Source organism: Pseudarthrobacter sp. C1 (assembly GCF_034720455.1).
Taxonomy (GTDB): Bacteria; Actinomycetota; Actinomycetes; order Actinomycetales; family Micrococcaceae; genus Arthrobacter.
Map to the genome: position 1 here is coordinate 158,898 of NZ_JAYESK010000003.1, position 21,096 is coordinate 179,993.

Annotated in this window: 21 protein-coding genes; 14 read left to right on the forward strand and 7 right to left on the reverse strand. The window is 67.9% G+C overall.

Annotated features, from left to right (window positions below; all coding sequences use genetic code 11):
• The first annotated feature begins 110 nt into the window (after positions 1-110).
• Together U7114_RS05885 and U7114_RS05890 are read left to right on the forward strand one after the other, a co-directional pair.
• On the forward strand, positions 111-1,571 hold the full coding sequence (locus tag U7114_RS05885; protein ID WP_321214319.1) for an amino acid permease: 1,461 nt from the start codon (positions 111-113) through the stop codon (positions 1,569-1,571).
• 197 nt (positions 1,572-1,768) lie between these two features.
• Positions 1,769-2,824, forward strand: coding sequence for a DNA polymerase IV (locus U7114_RS05890; protein ID WP_323057001.1), 1,056 nt, complete (start codon positions 1,769-1,771; stop codon positions 2,822-2,824).
• A 117-nt stretch (positions 2,825-2,941) separates the two neighbouring features.
• Here U7114_RS05890 and U7114_RS05895 read toward each other — a convergent pair whose 3' ends face one another.
• Complete coding sequence (locus U7114_RS05895) at positions 2,942-3,118, reverse strand: CsbD family protein (protein ID WP_104998934.1); 177 nt, start codon at positions 3,116-3,118, stop codon at positions 2,942-2,944.
• 143 nt (positions 3,119-3,261) lie between these two features.
• Between U7114_RS05895 and U7114_RS05900 the strand changes: the two genes are divergently transcribed.
• From U7114_RS05900 to U7114_RS05920, 5 genes are all read left to right on the forward strand, one after another.
• Complete coding sequence (locus U7114_RS05900; RefSeq protein ID WP_323056762.1) at positions 3,262-3,720, forward strand: SRPBCC family protein; 459 nt, start codon at positions 3,262-3,264, stop codon at positions 3,718-3,720.
• A complete protein-coding gene (locus tag U7114_RS05905; protein ID WP_323056763.1) occupies positions 3,720-4,397 on the forward strand; it encodes a pentapeptide repeat-containing protein in 678 nt (225 codons plus the stop codon). The genes U7114_RS05900 and U7114_RS05905 overlap by 1 nt, the downstream gene beginning before the upstream one ends.
• A 120-nt stretch (positions 4,398-4,517) precedes the next feature.
• A complete protein-coding gene (locus U7114_RS05910; protein WP_157241279.1) occupies positions 4,518-5,744 on the forward strand; it encodes a thiolase family protein in 1,227 nt (408 codons plus the stop codon).
• Entirely contained in the window at positions 5,744-6,577 is an 834-nt protein-coding gene (locus U7114_RS05915; protein ID WP_321214316.1) for an enoyl-CoA hydratase/isomerase family protein, read from the forward strand. The genes U7114_RS05910 and U7114_RS05915 overlap by 1 nt, the downstream gene beginning before the upstream one ends.
• Positions 6,577-7,476, forward strand: a complete 900-nt coding sequence (locus U7114_RS05920; RefSeq protein ID WP_321214315.1) for a 3-hydroxyacyl-CoA dehydrogenase family protein — start codon at positions 6,577-6,579, stop codon at positions 7,474-7,476. The genes U7114_RS05915 and U7114_RS05920 overlap by 1 nt, the downstream gene beginning before the upstream one ends.
• Here U7114_RS05920 and U7114_RS05925 read toward each other — a convergent pair.
• Complete coding sequence (locus U7114_RS05925; RefSeq protein WP_104998929.1) at positions 7,473-7,706, reverse strand: DUF6480 family protein; 234 nt, start codon at positions 7,704-7,706, stop codon at positions 7,473-7,475. The genes U7114_RS05920 and U7114_RS05925 overlap by 4 nt on opposite strands.
• A 76-nt stretch (positions 7,707-7,782) precedes the next feature.
• Here U7114_RS05925 and U7114_RS05930 point away from each other — a divergent pair, with 76 nt between their 5' ends.
• From U7114_RS05930 to U7114_RS05940, 3 genes are read left to right on the forward strand one after another with little or no spacing between them, the layout of a single operon-like run.
• Positions 7,783-8,403 (forward strand): GNAT family protein, encoded by a 621-nt coding sequence (locus U7114_RS05930; protein ID WP_321214314.1) that lies wholly within the window; start codon positions 7,783-7,785, stop codon positions 8,401-8,403.
• A 49-nt stretch (positions 8,404-8,452) separates the two neighbouring features.
• Positions 8,453-9,181, forward strand: a complete 729-nt coding sequence (locus U7114_RS05935) for a tyrosine-protein phosphatase (RefSeq protein ID WP_323056764.1) — start codon at positions 8,453-8,455, stop codon at positions 9,179-9,181.
• The gene (locus U7114_RS05940) at positions 9,178-11,367 is read left to right on the forward strand and encodes a S1 family peptidase (protein ID WP_321214312.1); all 2,190 of its coding nucleotides are present in this window, start codon (positions 9,178-9,180) and stop codon (positions 11,365-11,367) included. Before U7114_RS05935 ends, U7114_RS05940 begins: the two co-directional genes overlap by 4 nt.
• Here U7114_RS05940 and U7114_RS05945 read toward each other — a convergent pair.
• Positions 11,364-11,825, reverse strand: a complete 462-nt coding sequence (locus U7114_RS05945) for a PaaI family thioesterase (RefSeq protein ID WP_157241285.1) — start codon at positions 11,823-11,825, stop codon at positions 11,364-11,366. The two genes, U7114_RS05940 and U7114_RS05945, sit on opposite strands and share 4 nt — an antisense overlap.
• A gap of 145 nt (positions 11,826-11,970) precedes the next feature.
• On the opposite strand from U7114_RS05945, the gene paaZ reads away from it, so the two are divergent.
• Both paaZ and U7114_RS05955 read left to right on the forward strand, forming a co-directional pair.
• A complete protein-coding gene (gene paaZ / locus U7114_RS05950) occupies positions 11,971-14,082 on the forward strand; it encodes a phenylacetic acid degradation bifunctional protein PaaZ (protein ID WP_321214311.1) in 2,112 nt (703 codons plus the stop codon).
• 276 nt (positions 14,083-14,358) lie between these two features.
• Positions 14,359-14,754: a VOC family protein gene (locus U7114_RS05955; RefSeq protein ID WP_231754862.1), complete on the forward strand. Its 396-nt coding sequence runs from the start codon at positions 14,359-14,361 to the stop codon at positions 14,752-14,754.
• Between the two features lie 84 nt (positions 14,755-14,838).
• Here the strand turns inward: U7114_RS05955 and U7114_RS05960 are convergent, their stop codons facing one another.
• Both U7114_RS05960 and U7114_RS05965 read right to left on the reverse strand, forming a co-directional pair.
• Complete coding sequence (locus U7114_RS05960; RefSeq protein WP_157241291.1) at positions 14,839-15,144, reverse strand: hypothetical protein; 306 nt, start codon at positions 15,142-15,144, stop codon at positions 14,839-14,841.
• A 12-nt stretch (positions 15,145-15,156) separates the two neighbouring features.
• Positions 15,157-16,263, reverse strand: a complete 1,107-nt coding sequence (locus tag U7114_RS05965) for a S1C family serine protease (RefSeq protein ID WP_323056765.1) — start codon at positions 16,261-16,263, stop codon at positions 15,157-15,159.
• Between the two features lie 264 nt (positions 16,264-16,527).
• Between U7114_RS05965 and U7114_RS05970 the strand changes: the two genes are divergently transcribed.
• Positions 16,528-17,109 (forward strand): hypothetical protein, encoded by a 582-nt coding sequence (locus tag U7114_RS05970; RefSeq protein ID WP_323056766.1) that lies wholly within the window; start codon positions 16,528-16,530, stop codon positions 17,107-17,109.
• A 45-nt stretch (positions 17,110-17,154) separates the two neighbouring features.
• Here the strand turns inward: U7114_RS05970 and U7114_RS05975 are convergent, their stop codons facing one another.
• The gene (locus tag U7114_RS05975) at positions 17,155-17,760 is read right to left on the reverse strand and encodes a TetR/AcrR family transcriptional regulator (protein WP_157241297.1); all 606 of its coding nucleotides are present in this window, start codon (positions 17,758-17,760) and stop codon (positions 17,155-17,157) included.
• 140 nt (positions 17,761-17,900) lie between these two features.
• Here U7114_RS05975 and U7114_RS05980 point away from each other — a divergent pair, with 140 nt between their 5' ends.
• Positions 17,901-19,721: an MBL fold metallo-hydrolase gene (locus U7114_RS05980; RefSeq protein ID WP_323056767.1), complete on the forward strand. Its 1,821-nt coding sequence runs from the start codon at positions 17,901-17,903 to the stop codon at positions 19,719-19,721.
• A gap of 24 nt (positions 19,722-19,745) precedes the next feature.
• Here U7114_RS05980 and paaK read toward each other — a convergent pair whose 3' ends face one another.
• Positions 19,746-21,095 carry a phenylacetate--CoA ligase PaaK gene (paaK, locus tag U7114_RS05985; RefSeq protein WP_323056768.1) on the reverse strand — a complete coding sequence of 450 codons (1,350 nt, stop codon included), beginning with the start codon at positions 21,093-21,095 and terminating at the stop codon, positions 19,746-19,748.
• Position 21,096: the final 1 nt, after the last annotated feature.

The following is a 21,096-nucleotide window of genomic DNA, read 5'->3' on the forward strand; positions in this document are numbered from 1 at the left end:
CGGAGGATTGCGCTCACAAACGGTCGCCCCAACGGCGTAAGCCCGAATTTTGTGAGCTGGATCATGCTGTAGTCCGGATGCGGCCAACCCCCAACCCACAAGGAATCGTTGTGCCTCAAATTACCCCCACAGATCTCGAGAACCGTACGGCCCCATCCGTCGCCGTCGACCCCACCCTCAGCGCCGAGGGCTACAGCAAGACCCTGGGCCGGCGCCATGTCACCATGATCGCCATGGGCGGCGCCATCGGCGTCGGCCTCTTCATGGGTGCCGGCGGCCGGCTGGCCTCCACCGGCCCGGCCCTGATCTTCTCCTACGCCATCGCGGGCGTCATCGCCTACCTGCTCATGCGGGCCCTGGGCGAACTCATCATGTACCGCCAGACCTCCGGCTCCTTCGTGAGCTACGCCGGCGAAATGTTCGGCAAGAAGGGCGCGTTCCTGTCCGGCTGGATGTACTTCATCAACTGGGGCATGACCGGCATCGCCGAACTGATTGCCATCGGCCTGTACTTCCAGTTCTTCTTCCCCAATGTCCCCGTGGAAGCCTCGGCCATCGCCGCCCTGGCCATCCTGGTGGCAGTGAACCTGCTCAGCGTCAAGGCGTTCGGCGAGTTCGAATTCTGGGCCTCCTGCCTCAAGGTGGGCGCCATCCTGATCTTCCTGGCGGTGGGCACCTTCATGGTGGTCACCAACGCCCGGGTGGGCGACGGCAACGCCTCGGTTGCCAACCTCTTCGCGGCCGAAGGCGGCATGTTCCCCAAGGGCGCCCTGGTGATGGTCCTGGTGCTCAACGCCGTCATCTTCGCCTACAACGGCATCGAACTGGTGGGCATCACCGCCGGTGAAATGCAGGACCCGGAACGCGAAGTGCCCAAGGCGATCCGCGCCGTCGTCCTCCGCATTGTGGTGTTCTACGTCGGTTCCGTGACCCTGCTCGCCATGCTGCTGCCGTCCGACCAGTACGTTGCCGGAACGTCCCCGTTCGTCACCGTCTTCGGCCAGATGGGCCTCGCCTGGGTGGGCGACGTGATGAACATGATCGTCATCACCGCCGCGCTGTCCTCCTGCAACTCCGGCCTGTACTCGATCGGCCGCGTGTTCCGCACCATGGCCAACAACGGCCACGCCCCGCAGTGGCTCACCAAGATGTCCAAGCGGCACGTCCCGTACGCGGCCATCCTGGCCATCGCTGCCTTCTACGCGGTAGGCATCCTGCTGAACATCTGGCTGGGCGGATCGCACGCGTTCGACCTCGCCCTCAACACCGCCTCCATCGGCGTGATCTTCTGCTGGGGCTCCATCTTCGCCAGCCAGATCGTGCTGCGCCGCCGCAAGGGCGTCACCTCCGGCCTGCCGATGCCCGGTTCGCCGTGGACCAGCTGGGCCGGACTGGTGGGCCTGCTGGCCATCACCGTCCTGATCGGCTTCGACACCATGACCAGCAAGAGCGGTGAGGTGTTCTACCTGGGCCTCTGGACCCTGGCCACCATCCCGTTCTTCGCCGTGGTCCTGTGGCTGGGCTGGCAGAAGGTCAAGAACAACGAGCCGAAGAGCGCGCTCTACAGCTAACGGCTCACCCAAGCAGTACGTACGACGGCGGGACGCCCCTTGGAGGGGAGTCCCGCCGTCGGCGTTTCCCTGCATCGATTGCTCCGCAACTGCCGTTTTGGGGCCTCAAAAGGACCGCTACGGAGCAATCGATGGTGCCGGAGCGGTGGTGCGGAGCGCGCCGCCGGGGCAGACTGGGGCTTGTGGGCGAACCCTGGGTGCTGCATGTGGACCTTGACCAGTTCATCGCGGCCGTCGAAGTGCTCCGCCGGCCCGAGCTCGCGGGCAAGGCGGTGATTGTCGGCGGCCGCGGCGATCCCACCGAACGGGCGGTCGTATCCACGGCATCCTACGAAGCCAGGGCGTACGGCGTCGGCTCGGGGATGCCGCTGCGCGTCGCCGCACGGAAAGTGCCCGATGCCGTCATCCTGCCGGTCGACCATGAAGCCTACCTGGAGGCGTCCGAACAGGTCATGGCGGTGCTGCGCTCGCAGCCGGGCGCTACCGTCCAGGTGCTCGGCTGGGACGAGGCGTTTGTTGGCGTGCAGACGGATGATCCGGACGCCTACGCCCGGCAACTGCAGCAGGCCGTGCTCGGGGCGACCCGGCTGCACTGCAGCGTGGGTATCGGCGACACCCTTCTCCGCGCCAAGGTGGCGACGACGTTCGGCAAGCCGGCCGGCGTCTTCCGGCTCACGGAAGGCAATTGGCTGGACGTCATGGGGAGCCGGCCCACCATCGAGCTGTGGGGCGTGGGAACGAAAGTGTCCCAGCGGCTCGCCAAGCTTGGCATCCGGACGGTGGCCGAGCTGGCAGCGTCCAGCCCTGACGACCTTGTCCCCGAGTTCGGCCCGAAGATGGGTCCCTGGTATGCGCAGCTGGGCCGCGGCGACGGCGGACGGACAGTTGATGACACACCCTGGGTGGCGCGCGGGCACAGCCGTGAAACCACCTTCCAGCGCGACCTGACCGGGCCGGGGCAGATTGACGGTGCCGTCAGGGAGCTGGCGGCGCACGTGCTGGAGGATGTCGCGGCAGAGGGCCGGCCGGTGGTCGGGCTGACGCTCAAGGTCCGCTATGCACCGTTCATCACCAAGACGTATGCCCGGAAGATCCCCGAGACCTCGGACCCGGCGGAAGTGCTCGCCCGGGTCCTGGACCTGGTGGCGAAGATCGAGCCGGGCCGCCCCATCAGGCTCCTCGGGCTGCGGGCCGAAATGACGATGCCGGACGACTCCCGGCAGGGGCACACCCCCACCCGCAGCGGCTGGTGACGGGCCCCCGATCCCTCAAGTACCGCGCAAGCAGAACGGCGGCGGATCCCGTAGGATCCACCGCCGTGTCGCTCTGTTGCAGCCGCCCGGTCCGGCCGGGCCTGCCGCAGGCAGGGGCTAGTCGCGCTTGAACTCGTCCTTGACGCTTTCGCCGACCTTCTTGGCGTCAGCCTTGACCTGGTCCGCCTGGCCTTCAGCCTTCAGGCGGTCATTGTCGGTGGCGTTGCCGGCCGCTTCCTTGGCCTTGCCGCCCATGTCTTCCGCTGCGTTACTGATCTTGTCTCCGAGGCCCATGGTGTGTGGCCTCCTTTCGTTTCCGTTGACCAAAACAGTGCATTTTCACAGTAACACGAAGCATGCTTACTAATTCAAGCCCTTGGGCGCCTGCTGCGGGCAGCGCCTGTTGATTCTCCGTACCCGCCGCTAGGCTCGAAACCATGGACCACAGCCTCAGCCTCACCCAGCACATCCAGGCGCCACCCGAGAAAGTCTGGTCCGTCATCACGGACATCCCGGGCTCCGCGGCCACCCTCTCCGGAGTGGACTCGATCCAGCTCCTGACAGATGGCCCCTACGGTGAGGGGACCCGCTGGAAGGAGACCCGGAAGATGCTGGGCAAATCGGAAACGGTGGAGATGTGGGTGGCCGAGGCTGAGCGGAACCGCAGCACCACCGTCAAGGCAGTCCAGGGCGGCGCGGACTACACCACGCGGTTCACCCTGGCCCCGCGCGACGGCGGAACGGACCTCACCCTCACCTTCGGGGCCGAGGTCATCAAGCCCACCCTGGCCAGCAGGATCATGATGCTGCTGTTCGGCAGGATGGGCATGGCTGCCACCCGCAAAGCCCTGGCCAAGGACCTCACGGAAATAGCGGCGAAGGCGGAAGCGCTGTAGTGGCCGCGCGCATCCCGCGGAAGGGCGGCCCCGACGCGGCTGCGCCGCGGCTCACTCCCGTGCGGCTCGAGAACCTCACGGACATCGCCGTGCCGGACTTCCGGCGCGGCGGGAGGTACGACGGCGAGCGGTACAGCCGCGTGGCTGCCGACGGGCTGGAGCTGGGCGGCACCGACTTCGCCGGATGCGATTTCCGGGGCGCGTCCTTCAATGAGGCGCAGTTCCGCGGCTCCACCTTCCGTGACTGCATCCTCGCGGAGCTGTACGCCCCGGTTTTCCGGGCGGCGCGGTCAACCTGGCGGGAGGTGGAGATCCGCAATCCCCGGCTGGGGTCCGCCGAACTGCATGAGAGCGGCTGGCAGTCGGTCCACATCGACGGCGGCAAGCTGGATTTCCTCAACGTGCGGGGCGCAAAGCTCACGGACGTCCTGATCACCGGCTGCATCATCAACGAGCTGGACCTGGGCTCGGCCGCCGCAACCCGGGTGGCGCTGAAGGACTGCACCATCGGATCCCTGGATGTCAGCGGGGCCAGGCTGAAGGACTTTGACGTTCGCGGCACGGAATTCCGGAGCATCAGCGGACTCGGCAGCGTGGCCGGCATGGTCATAGATGAGTACCAGCTGGGCCTCCTCGCGCCGCTGCTGGCAGCCCATCTGGGCCTCACTGTCCGCTAGGCCTTATCCGGTATCCACGGATCAGCCCTCCCGTGTACTATTTACAGAACGAACGGTCGGTAAGTGGGGGAGCTGCCGGCCGCAGATGACAGTGCCGTTTATCGCGTGAAGGGTGTTTCCATGGCTGCAACCGCAGGTCCGCAGGCTTTCCTTGTTGGCGGGGTCCGAACGCCGGTGGGCAGATACGGCGGGGCGCTCTCGTCGGTCCGCCCCGACGACCTGGCGGCACTGGTTCTCCGGGAGGCGGTGGCCCGGGCGGGACTGGATCCGGACAGCATTGACGAGGTCATCCTGGGCAACGCCAACGGGGCCGGCGAAGAGAACCGCAACGTGGCCCGCATGGCAACCCTGCTGGCCGGACTTCCCCTCCACATCCCCGGGATCACAGTGAACCGGCTCTGCGCCTCCGGCCTGAGCGCCATCATCCAGGCTAGCCACATGATCAAGGCCGGAGCCGCGGATATCGTGATCGCCGGCGGCGTGGAATCGATGAGCCGGGCGCCGTGGGTCCAGGAAAAGCCCACCGCCGCCTTCGCGAAGCCCGGGCAGATTTTCGACACCTCCATCGGCTGGCGCTTCACCAACCCGCTGTTCCACAAGGGCGGGCTGTCCCGGGACGGCAAGATGACCTACTCCATGCCGGAGACTGCCGAAGAGGTGGCCCGTGTGGACAACATTTCCCGTGAGGACGCCGACGCCTTCGCCGTCCGCTCCCACCAGCGGGCCCTGGACGCCATCGCAGCCGGGCGGTTCAAGGACGAAATCGTTCCCGTCACCGTCAGGACCCGCAAGTCCGAGAACGTCGTGGACACCGATGAAGGGCCCCGTGAGGGCACCACCCTGGACGTCCTCGCAGGACTGAAACCGGTAACCCACGGCGGATCCGTGGTCACTGCAGGCAACTCCTCCTCCCTCAACGACGGCGCCTCAGCGATCATCGTCGCCTCGGAAGCAGCCATCGAGCGGCTGGGCCTGACGCCCCGCGCGCGGATCATCGACGGCGCCTCCGCAGGCTGTGAACCCGAGATCATGGGCATCGGCCCGGTGCCGGCCACGCAGAAGGTCCTCAAGCGCAGCGGACTCAGCGTAGGCGACCTTGCCGCCGTCGAACTTAACGAGGCCTTTGCCACGCAGTCCCTTGCCTGCATCCGGCGCCTTGGCCTGGAACAGGACATTGTGAACAACGACGGCGGCGCGATCGCCCTGGGGCACCCGCTCGGTTCCAGCGGGGCACGGATCGCCATCACCCTGCTGGGGCGCATGGAGCGCGAGGACGCCAGGATCGGCCTGGCCACCATGTGCATCGGCGTGGGCCAGGGCACTGCGATGCTGCTGGAGAAGGTCTGATGCCCGCGGCTGTGGACCTGGCCGCGGAGAAGTTCCACGCCCTCCTGGTGGAGGAACGCGGCGACCGGGTGGTGGTGCTGCTCAACCGGCCCGAGGTGCGCAACGCCATCGACCAGCAGATGGTGGACGAGCTGCATGTGGTCTGCACGGCGCTGGAACAGAACCCCAAGGTGCTGATCATTGCCGGCGTGGACGGGGTGTTTGCCTCCGGCGCGGACATCGGCCAGCTGCGCGAGCGGCGCCGGGACGATGCCCTGCAGGGCATCAACTCCACCATCTTCGTCCGGATCGCCAAGCTGCCCATGCCGGTCATCGCGGCACTTGACGGCTACTGCCTGGGTGGCGGGGCGGAACTCGCGTACGCCGCCGACTTCCGGATCGGAACCCCCGGTGTCCGCATCGGCAACCCCGAAACCGGGCTGGGAATCCTCGCCGCTGCCGGCGCCAGCTGGCGGCTGAAGGAACTGGTGGGCGAACCGGTGGCTAAGCAGATCCTCCTGGCCGGCAGGATCCTGGGCGCCGACGAAGCCCTGGCCGTGAACCTCATTACCGAGGTCCACGAGCCGGCGGGGCTCCTGGACGCCGCGCACAACCTGGCGGACAGGATCGGGCGGCAGGATCCGCTGGCCGTGCGCATCACCAAGTCCGTGTTCCACGCCCCTGCGGAAGCACACCCCCTGATCGACCAGCTGGCCCAGGGCATCCTCTTCGAATCCGAGGCCAAGTTCGACCGGATGCAGGCGTTCCTGGACAAGAACGCAGCCAAGAAGGCCCGGAAGACCGACAAGAACGCAGCCGGGAGCGCCGCTGCCGAGACCGGAGAAAAGAACTGATGAACACACCGCAACCTGCCCCCGGCCTGCCATCTGGTCTTCCCGTCTTCGTCGGTGTCCTGGGCGGCGGCCGCATGGGCGCCGGCATCGCCCATGCCTTCCTGGTCAAGGGTGCCGACGTGCTGGTGGTGGAGCGCGACGACCAGTCCGCGGAGGCTGCCCGGGAGCGGGTGGAATCTGCCGCTGCCAAGAGCATCGAGCGGGGCATGACGGACGCGAACCTCGATGAGATGGCGTCCCGGCTCACCGTGGGCGTGGACTACGACGCGTTCGCGGACCGGCAGCTGGTGGTGGAAGCCGTTCCCGAGGACTGGGACCTGAAAGTCACCTCACTGCGCGGAATCGAGGAGCGGCTGGCCGATGACGCCTATCTCGCCTCCAACACGTCATCGCTTTCCGTCAACGGACTGGCCGGTGAACTGAAGCGGCCAGGGAACTTCCTGGGCCTCCACTTCTTCAACCCGGTCCCGGCGTCCACCCTCATCGAAGTGGTGCTGGGGGAGCGCACGTCCCCCGAACTTGCCGCCGCCGCGAAAAGGTGGGTCGAGGCACTCGGCAAGACCGCCGTCGTGGTCAATGACGCCCCGGGATTCGCGTCCTCACGGCTGGGCGTGGCCATCGCCCTCGAGGCGATGCGCATGGTGGAGGAGGGCGTTGCCAGCGCCGAGGACATCGACAACGCCATGGTCCTGGGCTACAAGCACCCCACCGGACCGCTGCGGACCACGGACATCGTGGGGCTGGATGTCCGGCTGGGCATCGCCGAGTACCTGCACTCCACGCTCGGTGAGCGCTTCGCCCCGCCCCGGATCCTCAAGGAGAAGGTGGCCCGGGGGGAGCTGGGACGGAAGTCCGGCAAGGGTTTCTTTGACTGGCCCAGCCAGGGGACCGCGGGTTAGTCGAAAAGCCCGACGATATAGCCGATGAAGTACAGGAGGAACAGCAGCACGCCGGCTCCGATGGCTCCAAGCCAGAAGACCTGCTGTCCCTTCCCGGACCCCTTCTGCCGGGGCTCCTGGGTGCCTGCCACCGACCCTTCACCGGGAGGCGTTTCGCCCGGCGGCACGCCACCGCCGGGCTCCAGGCCTGTGATCTTGTCGTCCTCCGGGTCCGGATTGGTTCCTGACACGTAAACTCCCTTGCTCGCCGTCCTGGGTGTTTCCCCAGCGTAACCGTGGCGTGGTGGTTGCACCTAGGCTGGTGCCGTGACTTTCCTGGAACCCCTTACCCTCACTGGCAGGTATGTAACCCTGGAACCCTTGTCCGGGGATCACCACGACGGCCTGGTGGACGCGGCCCGGGACGGTGAGCTGTGGCGGCTCTGGTACACCTCGGTGCCGTCGCCGGAGCAGATGGCCGGGGAGATCGAGCGGCGGCTCGCCCTGCAGGAGCAGGGCTCCATGCTGCCCTTCACCACCCGGCTGACCGATCCGGCCACCGGAAGCCCCGGGCGGATCATCGGCATGACCACCTACATGAATATCGACGCCGGTACTCCCCGCGTGGAGATCGGCTCCACCTGGAACGCCGCGTCCGTCCACGGCACCGGCACGAACCCCGAGTCCAAGCTGTTGCTCCTGCGGCACGCGTTCGAGGCTGTTGGCTGCCCTGCCGTGGAGTTCCGGACGCACTGGCTCAACCACCAGTCGCGGGAGGCCATCGCCCGGCTCGGGGCCAAGCAGGACGGCGTGCTCCGCAGCCATTCCCGGACCCGCGACGGGCTTCTCCGTGACACGGTGGTGTACTCCATCCTGGAGCACGAATGGCCCATGGTCCGGGCCGGCCTCGAGTACAGGCTGGCCCGGCGTGGGCAGGGGCTTGGCTGAACTACGTTATGACGTGCGTCTCATGTGGCCAGTGTGATTAACTTTGCCAATGAGGAAACCGGGCGGATCCATGGACTGGCATGGTGCTGTCAACGCGTGGCATGTGGCCGGCGGGGTGTACCGGATGGGGCGGTGGGAATGGCTCACGGAAGCGGGCTGGCAGCAGGCGTACGACGACGGCATCCGCACCGTGATCGATCTCCGCAACGCTGCGGAGGCGCGGCGCCGCAGCACGGACCCCGTCGTGGGCGGAGCGGCCTGGTCCGGCATGACCGTCGTTTCGGCGCCCACGGAGGAGCCGAACCATCCGCAGTTCACCGCGGTGGCCGGGCCCTACCTCAACGATCCTGCCCACTACGCGGAGAACGCCCGGCTCTTTCCGGGCAAGCTGGTGGGCGTCTTCAAGGAGCTGGCCGCCGCCTCCGCCCGGGGCGGCGCGGTGCTGCACTGCGCGGCCGGGCGTGACCGCAGCGGCATGGTGGCCGCCATGGTCCAGGACCTCGCGGGGGACTCCCGCCAGGACATTGCCGACGGCTACCGGCGCGCAGCCCGCGGCATCAACGAGCGCTACCGCACCCATGGGCCGCCCCATGCACGGGAACGCTATTTGCCCGAGGATGAACTTGGCCCCCTCCTCCAGTCGCGCGGAGAAGCCGTGGCCCACTTCGTGCGGACCCTGGACACGCGCGCTTTCCTGCTGGCCAACGGATTGAGTGTCCCCGAGCTGGATGCGGTGCTGTCCCTCTGCGGAGCCGCCCGCGTCAAGGAACCACAATGAGAACCGGTGCAGCGTTCCGCCGGGGAAAACGCGGTGTTGCCCTGGGCGCCGCCGCCGGCGTCCTCGCCGCATCCGTCCTGGGTTACGCTCCCGGCTGGGCCATGACGGAGGCGGAGGACGCGGCGCCGCCGGCTCCGGCTGCAACGTCCGGCCCTGCTGCCACTGCACCCGCCGCGGAAACGGGGAGCGCCGGGCTTTCGGAGGAGGGCCTCGCCGACGCGGTCCGGCGGGACCTGGGCCTCACCCCTGAGCAGTTCAATGCGGCAGGGGAGCTGGGCAGCCGGGCAGCTGCTGCTGCCAGCCGGCTGCGCGGCGTTCCCGGCTATACAGGCATCAGGCTGCAGGACAACAGAATCATCGTGAGTGGTACGGGGGCCGAGCTGCAGTCGGCCGTCGACCGGCTGTCCGGCAGCCTGGCTGGCCTCAACCTTGAAGCGCCCGGCAGTTCAGCGTCGCAGCCCGCACCTGCTCCGGTTCCTGCGGCGACGGCCGCTCCCGGATCCCAAATCGCCGTGAGCACCGAACAGCTGTTCCACGCCTATCTGCGCGAGGTCGGAACCGCCGGCCTGCAGGCAGTGGTCTATTCCGGCGGCAAATTCGTCATCCGGACGGGCAGCATCGCCGCAGCCCAGGCAACGCAGGGCACGGGCGGGGCGCCCTCCACCCCGCCTGGCACGCTGGACACCACTGCCGCCCCCGGCAAGATATCGCCGTCGGAATTCGTCGCGAGGTACGCCAACGTAGTGCTCGACGGCGGCGCGCCCCTTAAGCCTGAGGCGGACGTCCCGGGCGGGGTGGGTTACCAAACGGACAAAGGCGAAATCTGCTCCACGGGATTTTCCGCGTTTGATCCCTCGGGCCTTCCCGCGGTCCTCACGGCCGGGCACTGCACAGGTGACGGCGCGGCCACAACCGCGGACCTGTTGCTTCCGGGCGTGCCTGCCGGGCCCTTGGGTGCCTTCGAATTCAGCCAGCTGGGCGGGCCCGGCAACTCGAGGGTGCTGGACCCCAACATTTCCACGGACCAGGACGGCGCGGCACTTCAGGACCCCGGCAACGTGGGAACCGACATTGCAGTCGTCGGAGCGCTCAGCCCTGACCAGGACCCGGTGCCGGCCGCCAGCACGCATGGTGACACGCGGCAGCCGGGCCCGGACGTCAAAATCATCGGCACCGCCAGCCCGGTGGTGGGCATGGAGGTCTGCCGCTCGGGCTGGCGGACGGGATGGTCCTGCGGAACCGTGAGCGCCGTGGGGATCTTCCTGGTGGGAGGACCCGCCTATCCCGCGGACCCTGCCGATGTCCGCGCCTTCAACGGTTTCCTGTCCTACAACGTGCAATCCAGCGGCGGTGACTCCGGCGGTCCGTGGATCAGCGGAAACTACGCGGTAGGGACGCACAGCGCCGGCGACGACCCCCAGCCCAACGAACCCCCACCGCCCAACTTCGCCGTCGCGGCTACCTTGGAGGAATCCCTGGAGGTCCTGCCCGGCTACCAACTGGAGCTCTTCCTCAACAAGCCGCTGGTTTCCTCGCCCGCGCCCGGCGGCGCCTATGAACCCGGGCAGGTCGTCAGCGGAACAGTTCCCGCCGCCCCGGCCTCGGCCGTTGCTGCCGGGTCCGCCGTGCGGATTACCCTCCAGGGGCAGGACCGGTTCGAGGTCCCGGTGAATGCTGACGGAAGCTGGAGTTTCACGGCACCGGACGGCAGGCAGACGCTCCGGTTCACCGCGGAGACGGTCAACGGCTTCAGCGTCTCGGGCGCCGCGGATTTCGAGTTTGCCCCCGTAGTGCCGGCCCAACCCGCTCCGGCAGAACCCGTTCCGGCAGCGCCTGCCGACCCGCCACCCGTCCCGGAGCCTCCGGCAGCCGCTGGTCCGGTACCGGCCGAACCTGCCCCGGCAACTCCAGCCCCTGCAAATCCAGCCCCGGCAAACCCGGCCCCGTCCCCAACAGCTCCAGCCCCGGCGGACGACGGCGCCGCCGTCGTCCCCGGTCCGGCGTCCACCCCTCCTGCTGGCCTGGCGGACACGGGCGGCAGCGCCAGGGACGCGGCGGACGGGGGCAACCTCGCCTATACCGGCGCCAATGCCCTCCCGGCGGCGGGCGCGGGCGCCGCGGCCATCGCGGCCGGCGCGGTGCTCATGCTGCTGGTCCGGCGCCGGAGGCAGCGCACCCGGGACTAGGCTTCGGCGGCGGGCTTCTTGTGCCGCCTCATCAGCAGGTTGGTGATGCGCAGGGTGCAGAGCCGCTGGCCGGCCTCGTTGGTGATCAGTACCTCGTGGGTGGTGAGCGTGCCGCCAAGGTGGATGGGCGTGGCCGTGATGGTGATCTGCCCCTCGCGTGCGGAGCGGTGGTGGGTGGCCGAGACGTCCACGCCCACCGCGGTCTTGCCCAGGGTGCTCGCGTGGATCACCGCCGCCCAGGACCCGACGGCCTCGCCCACGGCAAGGGAGGCGCCGCCGTGGAGCAGTCCGAACGACTGCCGGTTGCCCTCCACAGGCATGGTGGCCACCACGCGCTGGACGGACTCCTCGACGATCTTCACGCCCATCTTCTCGTCCAGCTCCCCGAGCGTGATCTTCCACAGCTCGTGCGCAGAGGGCTGGTTCTCGGCAGCATCCATGGGTGACGGGGCGCTCATACATTCTCCTTTGGGTGGCCGGATTCAGTCCCGGCCTTCTAGTGTGCAGCACGGCACTTCATGTATGGTGAATATATTACCGAACGGACGGTCAGTAATGACTCGTCCTGTTTGCCTGCCCCCTTGTTGGAAGGACCCGTCAACGATGACCACCACCGCCACAGCTCCCCAGGCCACGGTCGACACCGTGGAGACAGTGCCCAGCTTCATCATGGATTCCTGGTGGACTCCCGACGCCGGATCGGCCGGGTCCGCGACGCCCGTCAGGGACGCGAGCACGGGGGAGATCCTGGCCAAGGTGAGCACTGAAGGGCTGGACCTGGCTGCGGTTGTGGACTACGGCCGCAGCACGGGCCAGCAGGAGCTCGGCCGGTTCACCTTCCACCAGCGTGCCCTCAAGCTGAAGGAGCTCGCCCAGTACCTCAATGCCCGGCGCGAGCACTTCTACGCCTTCTCGGCCCAGACGGGCGCCACCAAGGTGGACTCCATGATCGATATCGACGGCGGCATCGGCGTGCTCTTCACGTTCGGTTCCAAGGGCCGGCGCGAGCTGCCCAACTCGCAGGTGGTGGTGGACGGCCCCATGGAGGTCCTGTCCAAGGACGGCTCCTTCGCCGGCGAACACATCTACACCCGCATCCCCGGCGTCGCCGTGCAGATCAACGCCTTCAACTTCCCGGTCTGGGGCATGCTGGAAAAGTTCGCCCCGGCCTTCCTCGCCGGCGTCCCCACCATCGTCAAGCCCGCAACGCCCACCGGCTACGTGGCGGCCGCAGTGGTCAAGGCCATCGTCGAATCGAACATCCTGCCCAAGGGCTCGCTGCAGCTGATCTCCGGCTCCGTCCGCGGGCTGCTGGACGTCCTGGACTACCGCGACCTGGTGGCCTTCACCGGCTCCGCATCCACCGCGCTTTCCCTGAAGGCCCACCCCAACGTGGTCCAGGGCGGGGTCCGCTTCACTTCCGAAACGGACTCCCTGAACGCCGCCATCCTCGGCCCGGACGCGGTGGAAGGGACGCCTGAATTCGATGCCTTCGTAAAATCGGTGGTCACGGAAATGACGGCGAAGGCAGGGCAGAAATGCACCGCCATCCGCCGCGCCATCGTGCCGCAGGAGCTGGTTGCCGCCGTCTCAGCGGCCATCGGCAAGCGGATCTCCGAGCGCGTTGTCCTGGGCGATCCCCGGGCCGACGGCGTCACCATGGGTGCCCTCGCCTCGGTGGAGCAGCTCCAGGACGTCCGCGCCGCTGTCCAGTCGATGCTCGACGCCGGCGGTGAGCTTGCGTACGGAACCCTCGATTCGCCGTCGGTCACTTCCGCCGACGGAACCACCGGCGTGGTGGACGGCGGGGCGTTCATGGCGCCCGTCGTCTTGAACTGGCAGGACCCTGAGGCCGAGGAAGTGCACTCGCTCGAGGCGTTCGGTCCCGTTTCGTCCGTGATCGGGTACAAGGACATTCCCGACGCCGTCCGCCTCGCCGCCCGCGGCGGCGGCTCCCTGGTGGCCTCGGTGTGCACCAACGATCCTTCCGTGGCCCGCGAACTTGTCACCGGGATCGCGGCGCACCACGGCCGTGTCCTGATGCTCAACCGCGAGGACGCGCGTTCGTCAACGGGCCACGGTTCGCCCGTGCCGCACCTGGTCCACGGTGGTCCCGGCCGTGCTGGCGGCGGCGAGGAACTGGGCGGCATCCGGTCGGTGATGCACCACATGCAGCGCACGGCCATCCAGGGCTCGCCGAACATGCTCACCGCCGTCACCGGACTGTGGCACGCCGGCGCGGACCGCAACTTCACCCTGGAAACCGAGGGGACCCACCCGTTCCGGAAATCGCTGGAGACGCTGCGGATCGGTGACGCCGTCCGCTCGGACCTGCGCCAGGTCACCCTGGAGGACATCACCGCGTTTGCCAACTCCACCGGCGACACGTTCTACGCCCACACCAACCAGGAGGCCGCGGAAGCCAATCCGTTCTTCCCGGGCATCGTGGCCCACGGCTACCTCCTGCTTGCCTGGGGCGCCGGACTGTTCGTGGAGCCTGCCCCGGGCCCGGTCCTGGCCAACTACGGGCTGGAGAACCTGCGCTTCATCACCCCTGTGGCCGCAGGTGATTCGATCCGGGTGACCCTCACGGCCAAGAAGATCACCCCCCGCGAAACGGACGAATACGGCGAGGTGGCCTGGGACGCCGTGCTCACCAACCAGGACGACGAGATCGTGGCCACCTACGACGTCCTCACCCTCGTCGCCAAGTAGCCCACGCCCCCCGGACGCTCTATCACTTAACGCGGGTTTCCCCCGGACGCTCTATCACTTAACGCGGGTTCCCCCGGGCGCTCTATCACTTAACGCGGGTTTTCCCCGGACGCTCTATCACCTGCCGGCGACAGGTGATAGAGCGTTGGCGCTTAAGCCGCATTAAGTGAGAGAGGGTGTGGGTCTTCCTGCGGGAAGTGAGGGAGCGCGGGGATCTTTTTGGCTGGCGGAAGCGTAAAATTCTGCCCGTAGGAGGTGGCCCTTATGAGCCTAAGAATGAACACAGCCACAACGGTCCTGCCAGTCGACGATCCAGCACGCGCCCGTAGGTTCTACACCGAAAAGCTCGGACTCCCGCTCCGCGGCAAGGCAGACGATGGAAGCGAATTGCTCGGCAGTGACGGCGGCCCGATGCTGCAGTTGTTGCCGGTTTCGGACGGTAAGCACTCCGAGCACACCGCCCTGAGCTTTGAGGTGACGGACATCGAGAGGACGGTCCGGGACATGGAGGCCAGGGGCGTCAGGTTCCAGGATTATGACCTGCCGAACCTGAGGACCGAGAACCATATCTGCACAACCGACTCGGAAAAATGTGCCTGGTTCATGGACACCGAGCACAACATCCTCTGCGTCCACGAGAAGCTGGGCGTCCAGGCCGAGTACGAGCTCTAGCGGCGCAGCGAACGCCCCCAAAACACAGCAGGGGCGCCCCGGGTTTCCGGGGCGCCCCTGCTGCCGTTCCGGCAGGAAGCGGGGTCAGGATTCGGCGCCGCCATGCAGGCCGTCGTCGCTGCTGTCGTCCTCGCGGCCGGTGCCGTGCCCGCTTTCGCTTTGGTCGGAAAGGTCCATGTTGCCGCGGGCCTCCGCCATGGTGGGGCCGCCGGAGGGGACGCTGTAGGTGTCCGGGCGGATGCCGTGGGACTGTTCCTCGATCAGTGCCTGCTCTTCGCTGAAGCGGATGGCGTTGGCTTCGTCTCCGGCGTCGCCGGTTAGGTCTTCGCGGATCTTTGAGGGGTCCGGAATGATGTATCCGGCCTCTGCATCGTCCTTGGGGTGGCTCATGTTCTTACCTTCCTATCGGGTGTTACTTGTGGGCCGGGCGATGAGGTCCGCCTTGACGTCAAGGCTCTGACCTCCCCGCTTGACCTTGAAGCCTACGGTATCGCCGGGATTGCGGCCGCGGAGTTCCGCCAGGAGCTTCTCCGGTGCGTTCAGTTCCACGCCTTCCATCGACTCCAGCACGTCGCCCGGCCGGATGCCCGCACGTGCCGCCGGACCGCCGTCGTCCACTGCCAGGACCACGACGCCGGTACTGGCGTCAATGCCCAGCTGCTCGGCAATCTGGGCCGTAAGTTCGCCGGGCGTGAGGCCCAGGTAGGCGTGCTCGGCAGTGCCGTCCGCCAGCAGCTCCTCGGCCACCTCCACGGCCGTCGCGGCGGGAATGGCGAATCCCAAAGCCACGGCGCCTGCAGACGGCGGGATGTAGGCCTCGCTGATGCCAATGATTTCGCCGCGCATGTTGATGACGGCGCCGCCGGAGTTGCCGGGGCTGATGGGGGCATCGGTCTGGATCAGGTCCACGAGGGACAGGCTGTTGGAGGCGGAGCCCGGGATGGAGCGGTGCAGTCCCGAGATGATGCCGGCCGTGGCGGTGTTCTCGAAGCCCAGGGGAGAGCCCAGCACCACGGCCCCCTCACCAACGCGCGGCAGGTTGGCCTGGTAGACGGGTTTGGGCAGGCGGGTGCGCTTTGCCTGCACCAGGGCGAGGTCGGTGACAGGATCCGTGGCCTTGACCGTTCCCTCCACCCGCTGGCCGTCGGCAAAGGCAACTTCCACCGTGGTGTTGCCCCGGATCACGTGTTCGTTCGTGAGGATGAGGCCGTCCTCGGAATAGACAACGCCGCTGCCCAGGCCGCCCTCGGTGAAGATGGTCACCACGGACGGCGCGAGGTTCTCCACGAGCTGGGGGATGTCGCCCGCCGCGGCCGGTGGCGGGGCCGGCGACGAGCTGCCCGGCGTGGCGGTGGAGGTGGAAGTGGGAGCGGCGGTTGTGGTGTCGCTGGGCGCCGGGGGACTTGGCGTCCCGGTGCAGCCGCTGAGGGCCAGTGCGGCCGCGAGGGCGGTGGTTCCAAGTACTGTCCGCAGGCGGCCTGTACGCTGCGGACCGCTGGCTTGGCTCATTGGTACCTCCCTGCGGATGCTGGTTTTCTACCACGGTAGCCGGGGAGCGGGCCAAATACCAAGCACGCTTATTATCCGCGTTCCGTCGCGTGCGGCGGCGCGCGGATAACGTCACCGGCGAGACGGGGCCGGGCCGGAGCCGGCGGATGCGGGGCTGCCCGGAAGGCACTGCCGAAGGGCCCTAGCTGCCCTCCTGGGGCGGTGCTAGCCTTCGGGCATCCAGCCCGGCCGGGAGGGACAATTAATCGGAAGAAGAGGCGCTTCATGCGTACTGCAAACTCAAATCCAAGAACCCGCATCGCAGCGATAGCGGGCCTGGCAGCTGCTTTGGGAAGCGCCTTGGTCGCAGCACCACCAGCACAGGCCGCTGACGTCTTCAGGATGCAGTACACCTCCGAGTACGCGCAGGCCTATACAAGCACAATGTCTGAGGACGGATGCGCCTTCAGCTCCATATCGGCTGCCGCGGGAACCGCATTCGGCGGCGGCACCACCATGTTCTACTCTTCGTCCAGCTTCAACGTCTGCACCGGGGAGGGCTACTCAGTCTACGGCGAAGCCCCGACAGAGGTGTTCACTTTCGAACGCACTTCGGTACATGCCACCGCCACAGTGCCGCTTTCCAACGGGACCGACATCGGCTTGGACCTCACGTGGCAGGGTACGGGAACGATCGAACGCGGCGGCAGCACGTCGAGGGACATCCTGCCCGGACAGTTCGTGCAGCGAACCACCAACCACGGCACCATCCAGGAGGCAGTGGTCAGCGGGACGCTCTCGTTCGAGAACGCCTACATCTCAGCCTCGAAGGGCTCTTCGATGACGGTGGTCATCGCCAGCCAGTGAGGGGGGCGGCGTAGGCCAGTGCCGCGAGACCCGTACTGCAGGCTGCTAGGGTTCCGCGTGCAGGCCGTCGAACGCCATGGTGATCACGTCGTCCGCCAGCCGTTCGGGCGAGAGGGAGCCGCCCGGCTTGTACCACTCAACGATGGAGTTGATCATGCCGAACAGCAGGCGGGTGACGGTTCGCGGATCGATGTCCTGGCGCAGCGAGCCTTCGTCCCGGGCGGCGGAGATCAGCCCGGCAACCTTGTGGTCGAACGCGCGACGGCGTTCCAGGGCGTCCCGCTCTATCTCGGTGTTGCCGCGCAGGCGCAGGAGCAGCGTGACGAACGGCAGCCGGTCCACCAGCACCGCCACGGTTTGCCGCAGCACAAACTCCAGGCGCGCATCCGCCGCGCCGGACACCGCCGCGGGTTCTTCCAGGATGGCCTCGAGCCCGCCGAGCGCGTGGTCCAGTGCGAGTTTGAGGAGGTCTCCCTTGGAGGGGACGTGGTGGTAGATGGCAGACTTTGAGATGCCGAGGTTGTCCGCCAGGATCCCCATTGAGGTGGCGTCGTAGCCGTGCCGGTTGAAGACGTCGACGGCGATGCGGAGCACCGATTGCTGGTCGTACCCCGGGCGGCCGCGCTTGGTGGGTGCATCAGTTGTGGACATACCGGCCATTTTCTCATGAACGTTCGGTTATTTAGGCCGTTATCGGGGAGGGACCTTGGACCCTGTGGCGGTTTGTGCGTGAGGACCACGCTGGTAGGGCAGGCAAACCAGCCGCATTACTCCAGGAAGGCCGGACAGGCATGAGGCCCAGCACGCCCCGGCCCACCGCCGTCGCGGACGGCGTGTACCAGCTGCCCACCGGGAGCGGCCGGTTCGCCTCCCACGTCTATTTTGTCCGTTCCGGGCAGGGCTGGGTGCTGGTGGATGCCGGCTGGCCGAAGGCGGACGACGCGATTGCGGCCGCTGCGGAGTCCCTCTTTGGAAAAGGCAGCACGCCCGCAGCGATTATCCTGACGCATATCCACCCGGACCACACCGGCGCCGTCCCCGGCCTGGCCCGCCGATGGGACGTGCCGGTCTTCGTTCATCCGGATGAACTGCCGCAGGCGTCCGGGAAGCTGCTGGATGAATACGCCAACCCCCTTGACCGCCGGGTGTTGCGTCCACTGCAGCGGGTCCTGCCGCAGGGGACCATGCCCGCGACGGACCTGACCGCCGTCGTGCGTCCTTTCGATCCGGCAGACGGCGTCCCGGGGCTTCCGGACTGGAGGTGCGTGCCCACCCCTGGGCACACACCCGGGCACGTCGCCTTCTTTCGGGAGGCCGACGGCGTGCTGCTCACCGGCGACGCGGTGCTGACCACTGACGTGAACTCGCTGCGCGGCCTCCTGGGCCGGACGCGCAGGGTCAGCGCCCCGCCCCGGATTGCCACCTGGGACTGGCCGACGGCGGAGGCTTCCATCGGTGCGCTGGCCCGGCTTCGGCCGCGGGTCCTGGCCAGCGGGCACGGGCGTGCGGTTTCCGGGCCGGCGGCATCCCGCCAGTTGGATGAGCTGGCCGCCAGGGCCGGTGCTGCAGGCAATGCCGCGGCTTCAACCGCGGCGCCGGAGGCGCCTTTGGAGTACCGCTGCGTGGCCGCTGTCCGGATGGGCGGGCCGGAAGTGCTGGAGGTTGTACGACGGCGGCTGCGGACGCCGCGACGGGACGAGGCCAGGGTGCGGGTTGAGGCGTGCAGCGTGAGCGCCGTTGACGTGCAGGCCCGCAGCGGGCTCTCCACCTACCCGCCGACGTTCCCCTTTGTGCCCGGCTACGCCGTGGTGGGCGTGGTGGATGCGACGGGGGCGGGCGTCACCGCGGTTGCGCCGGGGGACCGGGTGGTGGTGATGACCGAGAAGGGCGGGTACGCCGAGTACATCTTCGCCAGCTCGCACCCCATGATGCGGATTCCCGATGAACTGGACGCGGGCGAGGTGGTGGTTGTTGCGCTGAACTACCTCGTGGCCCACCAGGCCCTCTCCCGGGTGGCCCGGATCCGGCGGGGGCAGGCCGTCCTTGTCACCGGCGCCGCCGGCGGGATCGGTACGGCGATCGTCCAGCTCGGCCGGTTGCTGCGGCTCAGGATGTACGGCGTGGACATCCCGGCCAAACACCGCTGGCTCGTTGAGCACGGGGTGGTGCCCCTGGACACGCAGCGGGACGACGTGGTCAGGGCCCTCCGCAGGCTGGAGCCCGCCGGCGTCGATGCAGTCCTGGACGGGGCGGGCGGGGAGTGGGCCGATGCCGGCCTTGCCGTGCTGCGGCCCGGCGGGGTGCTGGTGGAGTATGCCAACCCCGGCAGCCCGGCCTCCACCCTGCGCCTCCTGGCCCGGGCCGCAGGGCAGGACCTGATCCCGAAGGGCAAGAGGATCCGGCTGTACGGGACGACGTCCTGGCGGCTGGACCGCCGGCCGCTGATGGAGGCGTGGGCCACGCTTTATGGACTGCTCGGGGCGCGGAAAATAGCCCCGGTGATCGCGGACCGGTTCCCGCTGGCTGAGGCGCGGCAGGCGCACGCCCGGCTGGAGCGCGGGGACATTGCGGGAAACCTCGTCCTCATGGTGCCGGGAGAAGACCGGCGCTGAGCACCGCTGCCACCCCTTGGGCTGCTACCCCTTGGGGCGCAGGTCGTAGATCCTCCGCAGCTTGCCGTTGGACCGCTCAAGCGAGCCCGGCTCCACCACGTCAACCGCGCAGGAGGAACCCACGTGGATCTTGATCTGTTCCTTCAAGGTGCGTGCCGCCGTCGTGCTCTGCTCGAAGGTGACGCTCTCCCGGCGTTCGATCTTGACCGTCATCTGGTCCATCCGCTGCCCTTCGGGGCGGGTGAGCTCCAGCTGGAAGTGCGGGCTGAGCTCGGGGATCCGGAGGGCGATTTCCTCGATCTGGGACGGGAAGACGTTCACGCCGCGGAGGATGATCATGTCGTCGCTGCGGCCGGTGATGCGCCCCATCCGGCGGTGCGCGGGGCGGGCCGTGCCGGGGAGCAGGCGGGTGAGGTCCTTGGTGCGGTACCGGATGATGGGCAGCGCTTCCTTGGTCAGCGAGGTGAACACCAGTTCGCCGTGCTCGCCGTCGCCCAGGACGTTTTCCTTGCCCACCACCGGGTTGAAGGCGTCGATGATTTCGGGGCGGAAGTGGTCCTCCCAGATGTGGCTGCCGTCCTGTGTTTCCACCGCTTCGCCGGCCACGCCCGGGCCCATCACCTCGGACAGCCCGTAGATGTCGCAGGCCTTGAGGTTCATGGTGACCTCAAGCTCGTGCCGCATCTCTTCGGTCCACGGCTCGGCGCCCAGCACCGCATACTTCAGCGACGTGGAGGCGGGGTCGATGCCCATGTGGGCCATGGCGTCGGCGATGGTCAGCAGGTACGTGGGCGTGGCCAGGATGGCGTCGGGCTTGAAGTCCTGGATCAGCTGGATCTGGCGTTCGGTCTGGCCGCCGGAGATGGGGATGACGGTGCAGCCCAGGGCTTCGGCGCCGGCGTGGGCACCCAGGCCGCCGGTGAACAGGCCGTACCCGTAGGCGTTGTGGACCTTCATGCCGGGGCGGATGCCTGAGGCGCGGAAGCTGCGGGCCACAAGCTTTGCCCAGTCCGCCAGGTCCTGCTTGGTGTAGCCGACGACGGTGGGCCGGCCCGTGGTGCCCGAGCTGGCATGGATGCGGGCTACTTCGTGCTGCGGCACCGCGAACATGCCGAACGGGTATTCTTCGCGCAGGTCGTCCTTGGTGGTGAACGGGAAGTTGCCCAGGTCGCTCAGTTCACGCAGGTCGTTGGGGTGGATGCCGGCGTCGTCGAACTTGCGCTTGTAGAGGGGCACGCGCTCGTAGGCGTAGGCAACGGTGTGCTGTAGCCGGCTGAGCTGGAGGGCCTCGAGCTCGTCGCGGGAGATGGTCTCCTCGCGATCCAGTCCGGCTGCTGTGGTGGCTGCGGGGGATTCGGGGGCATGCAGGGTCATG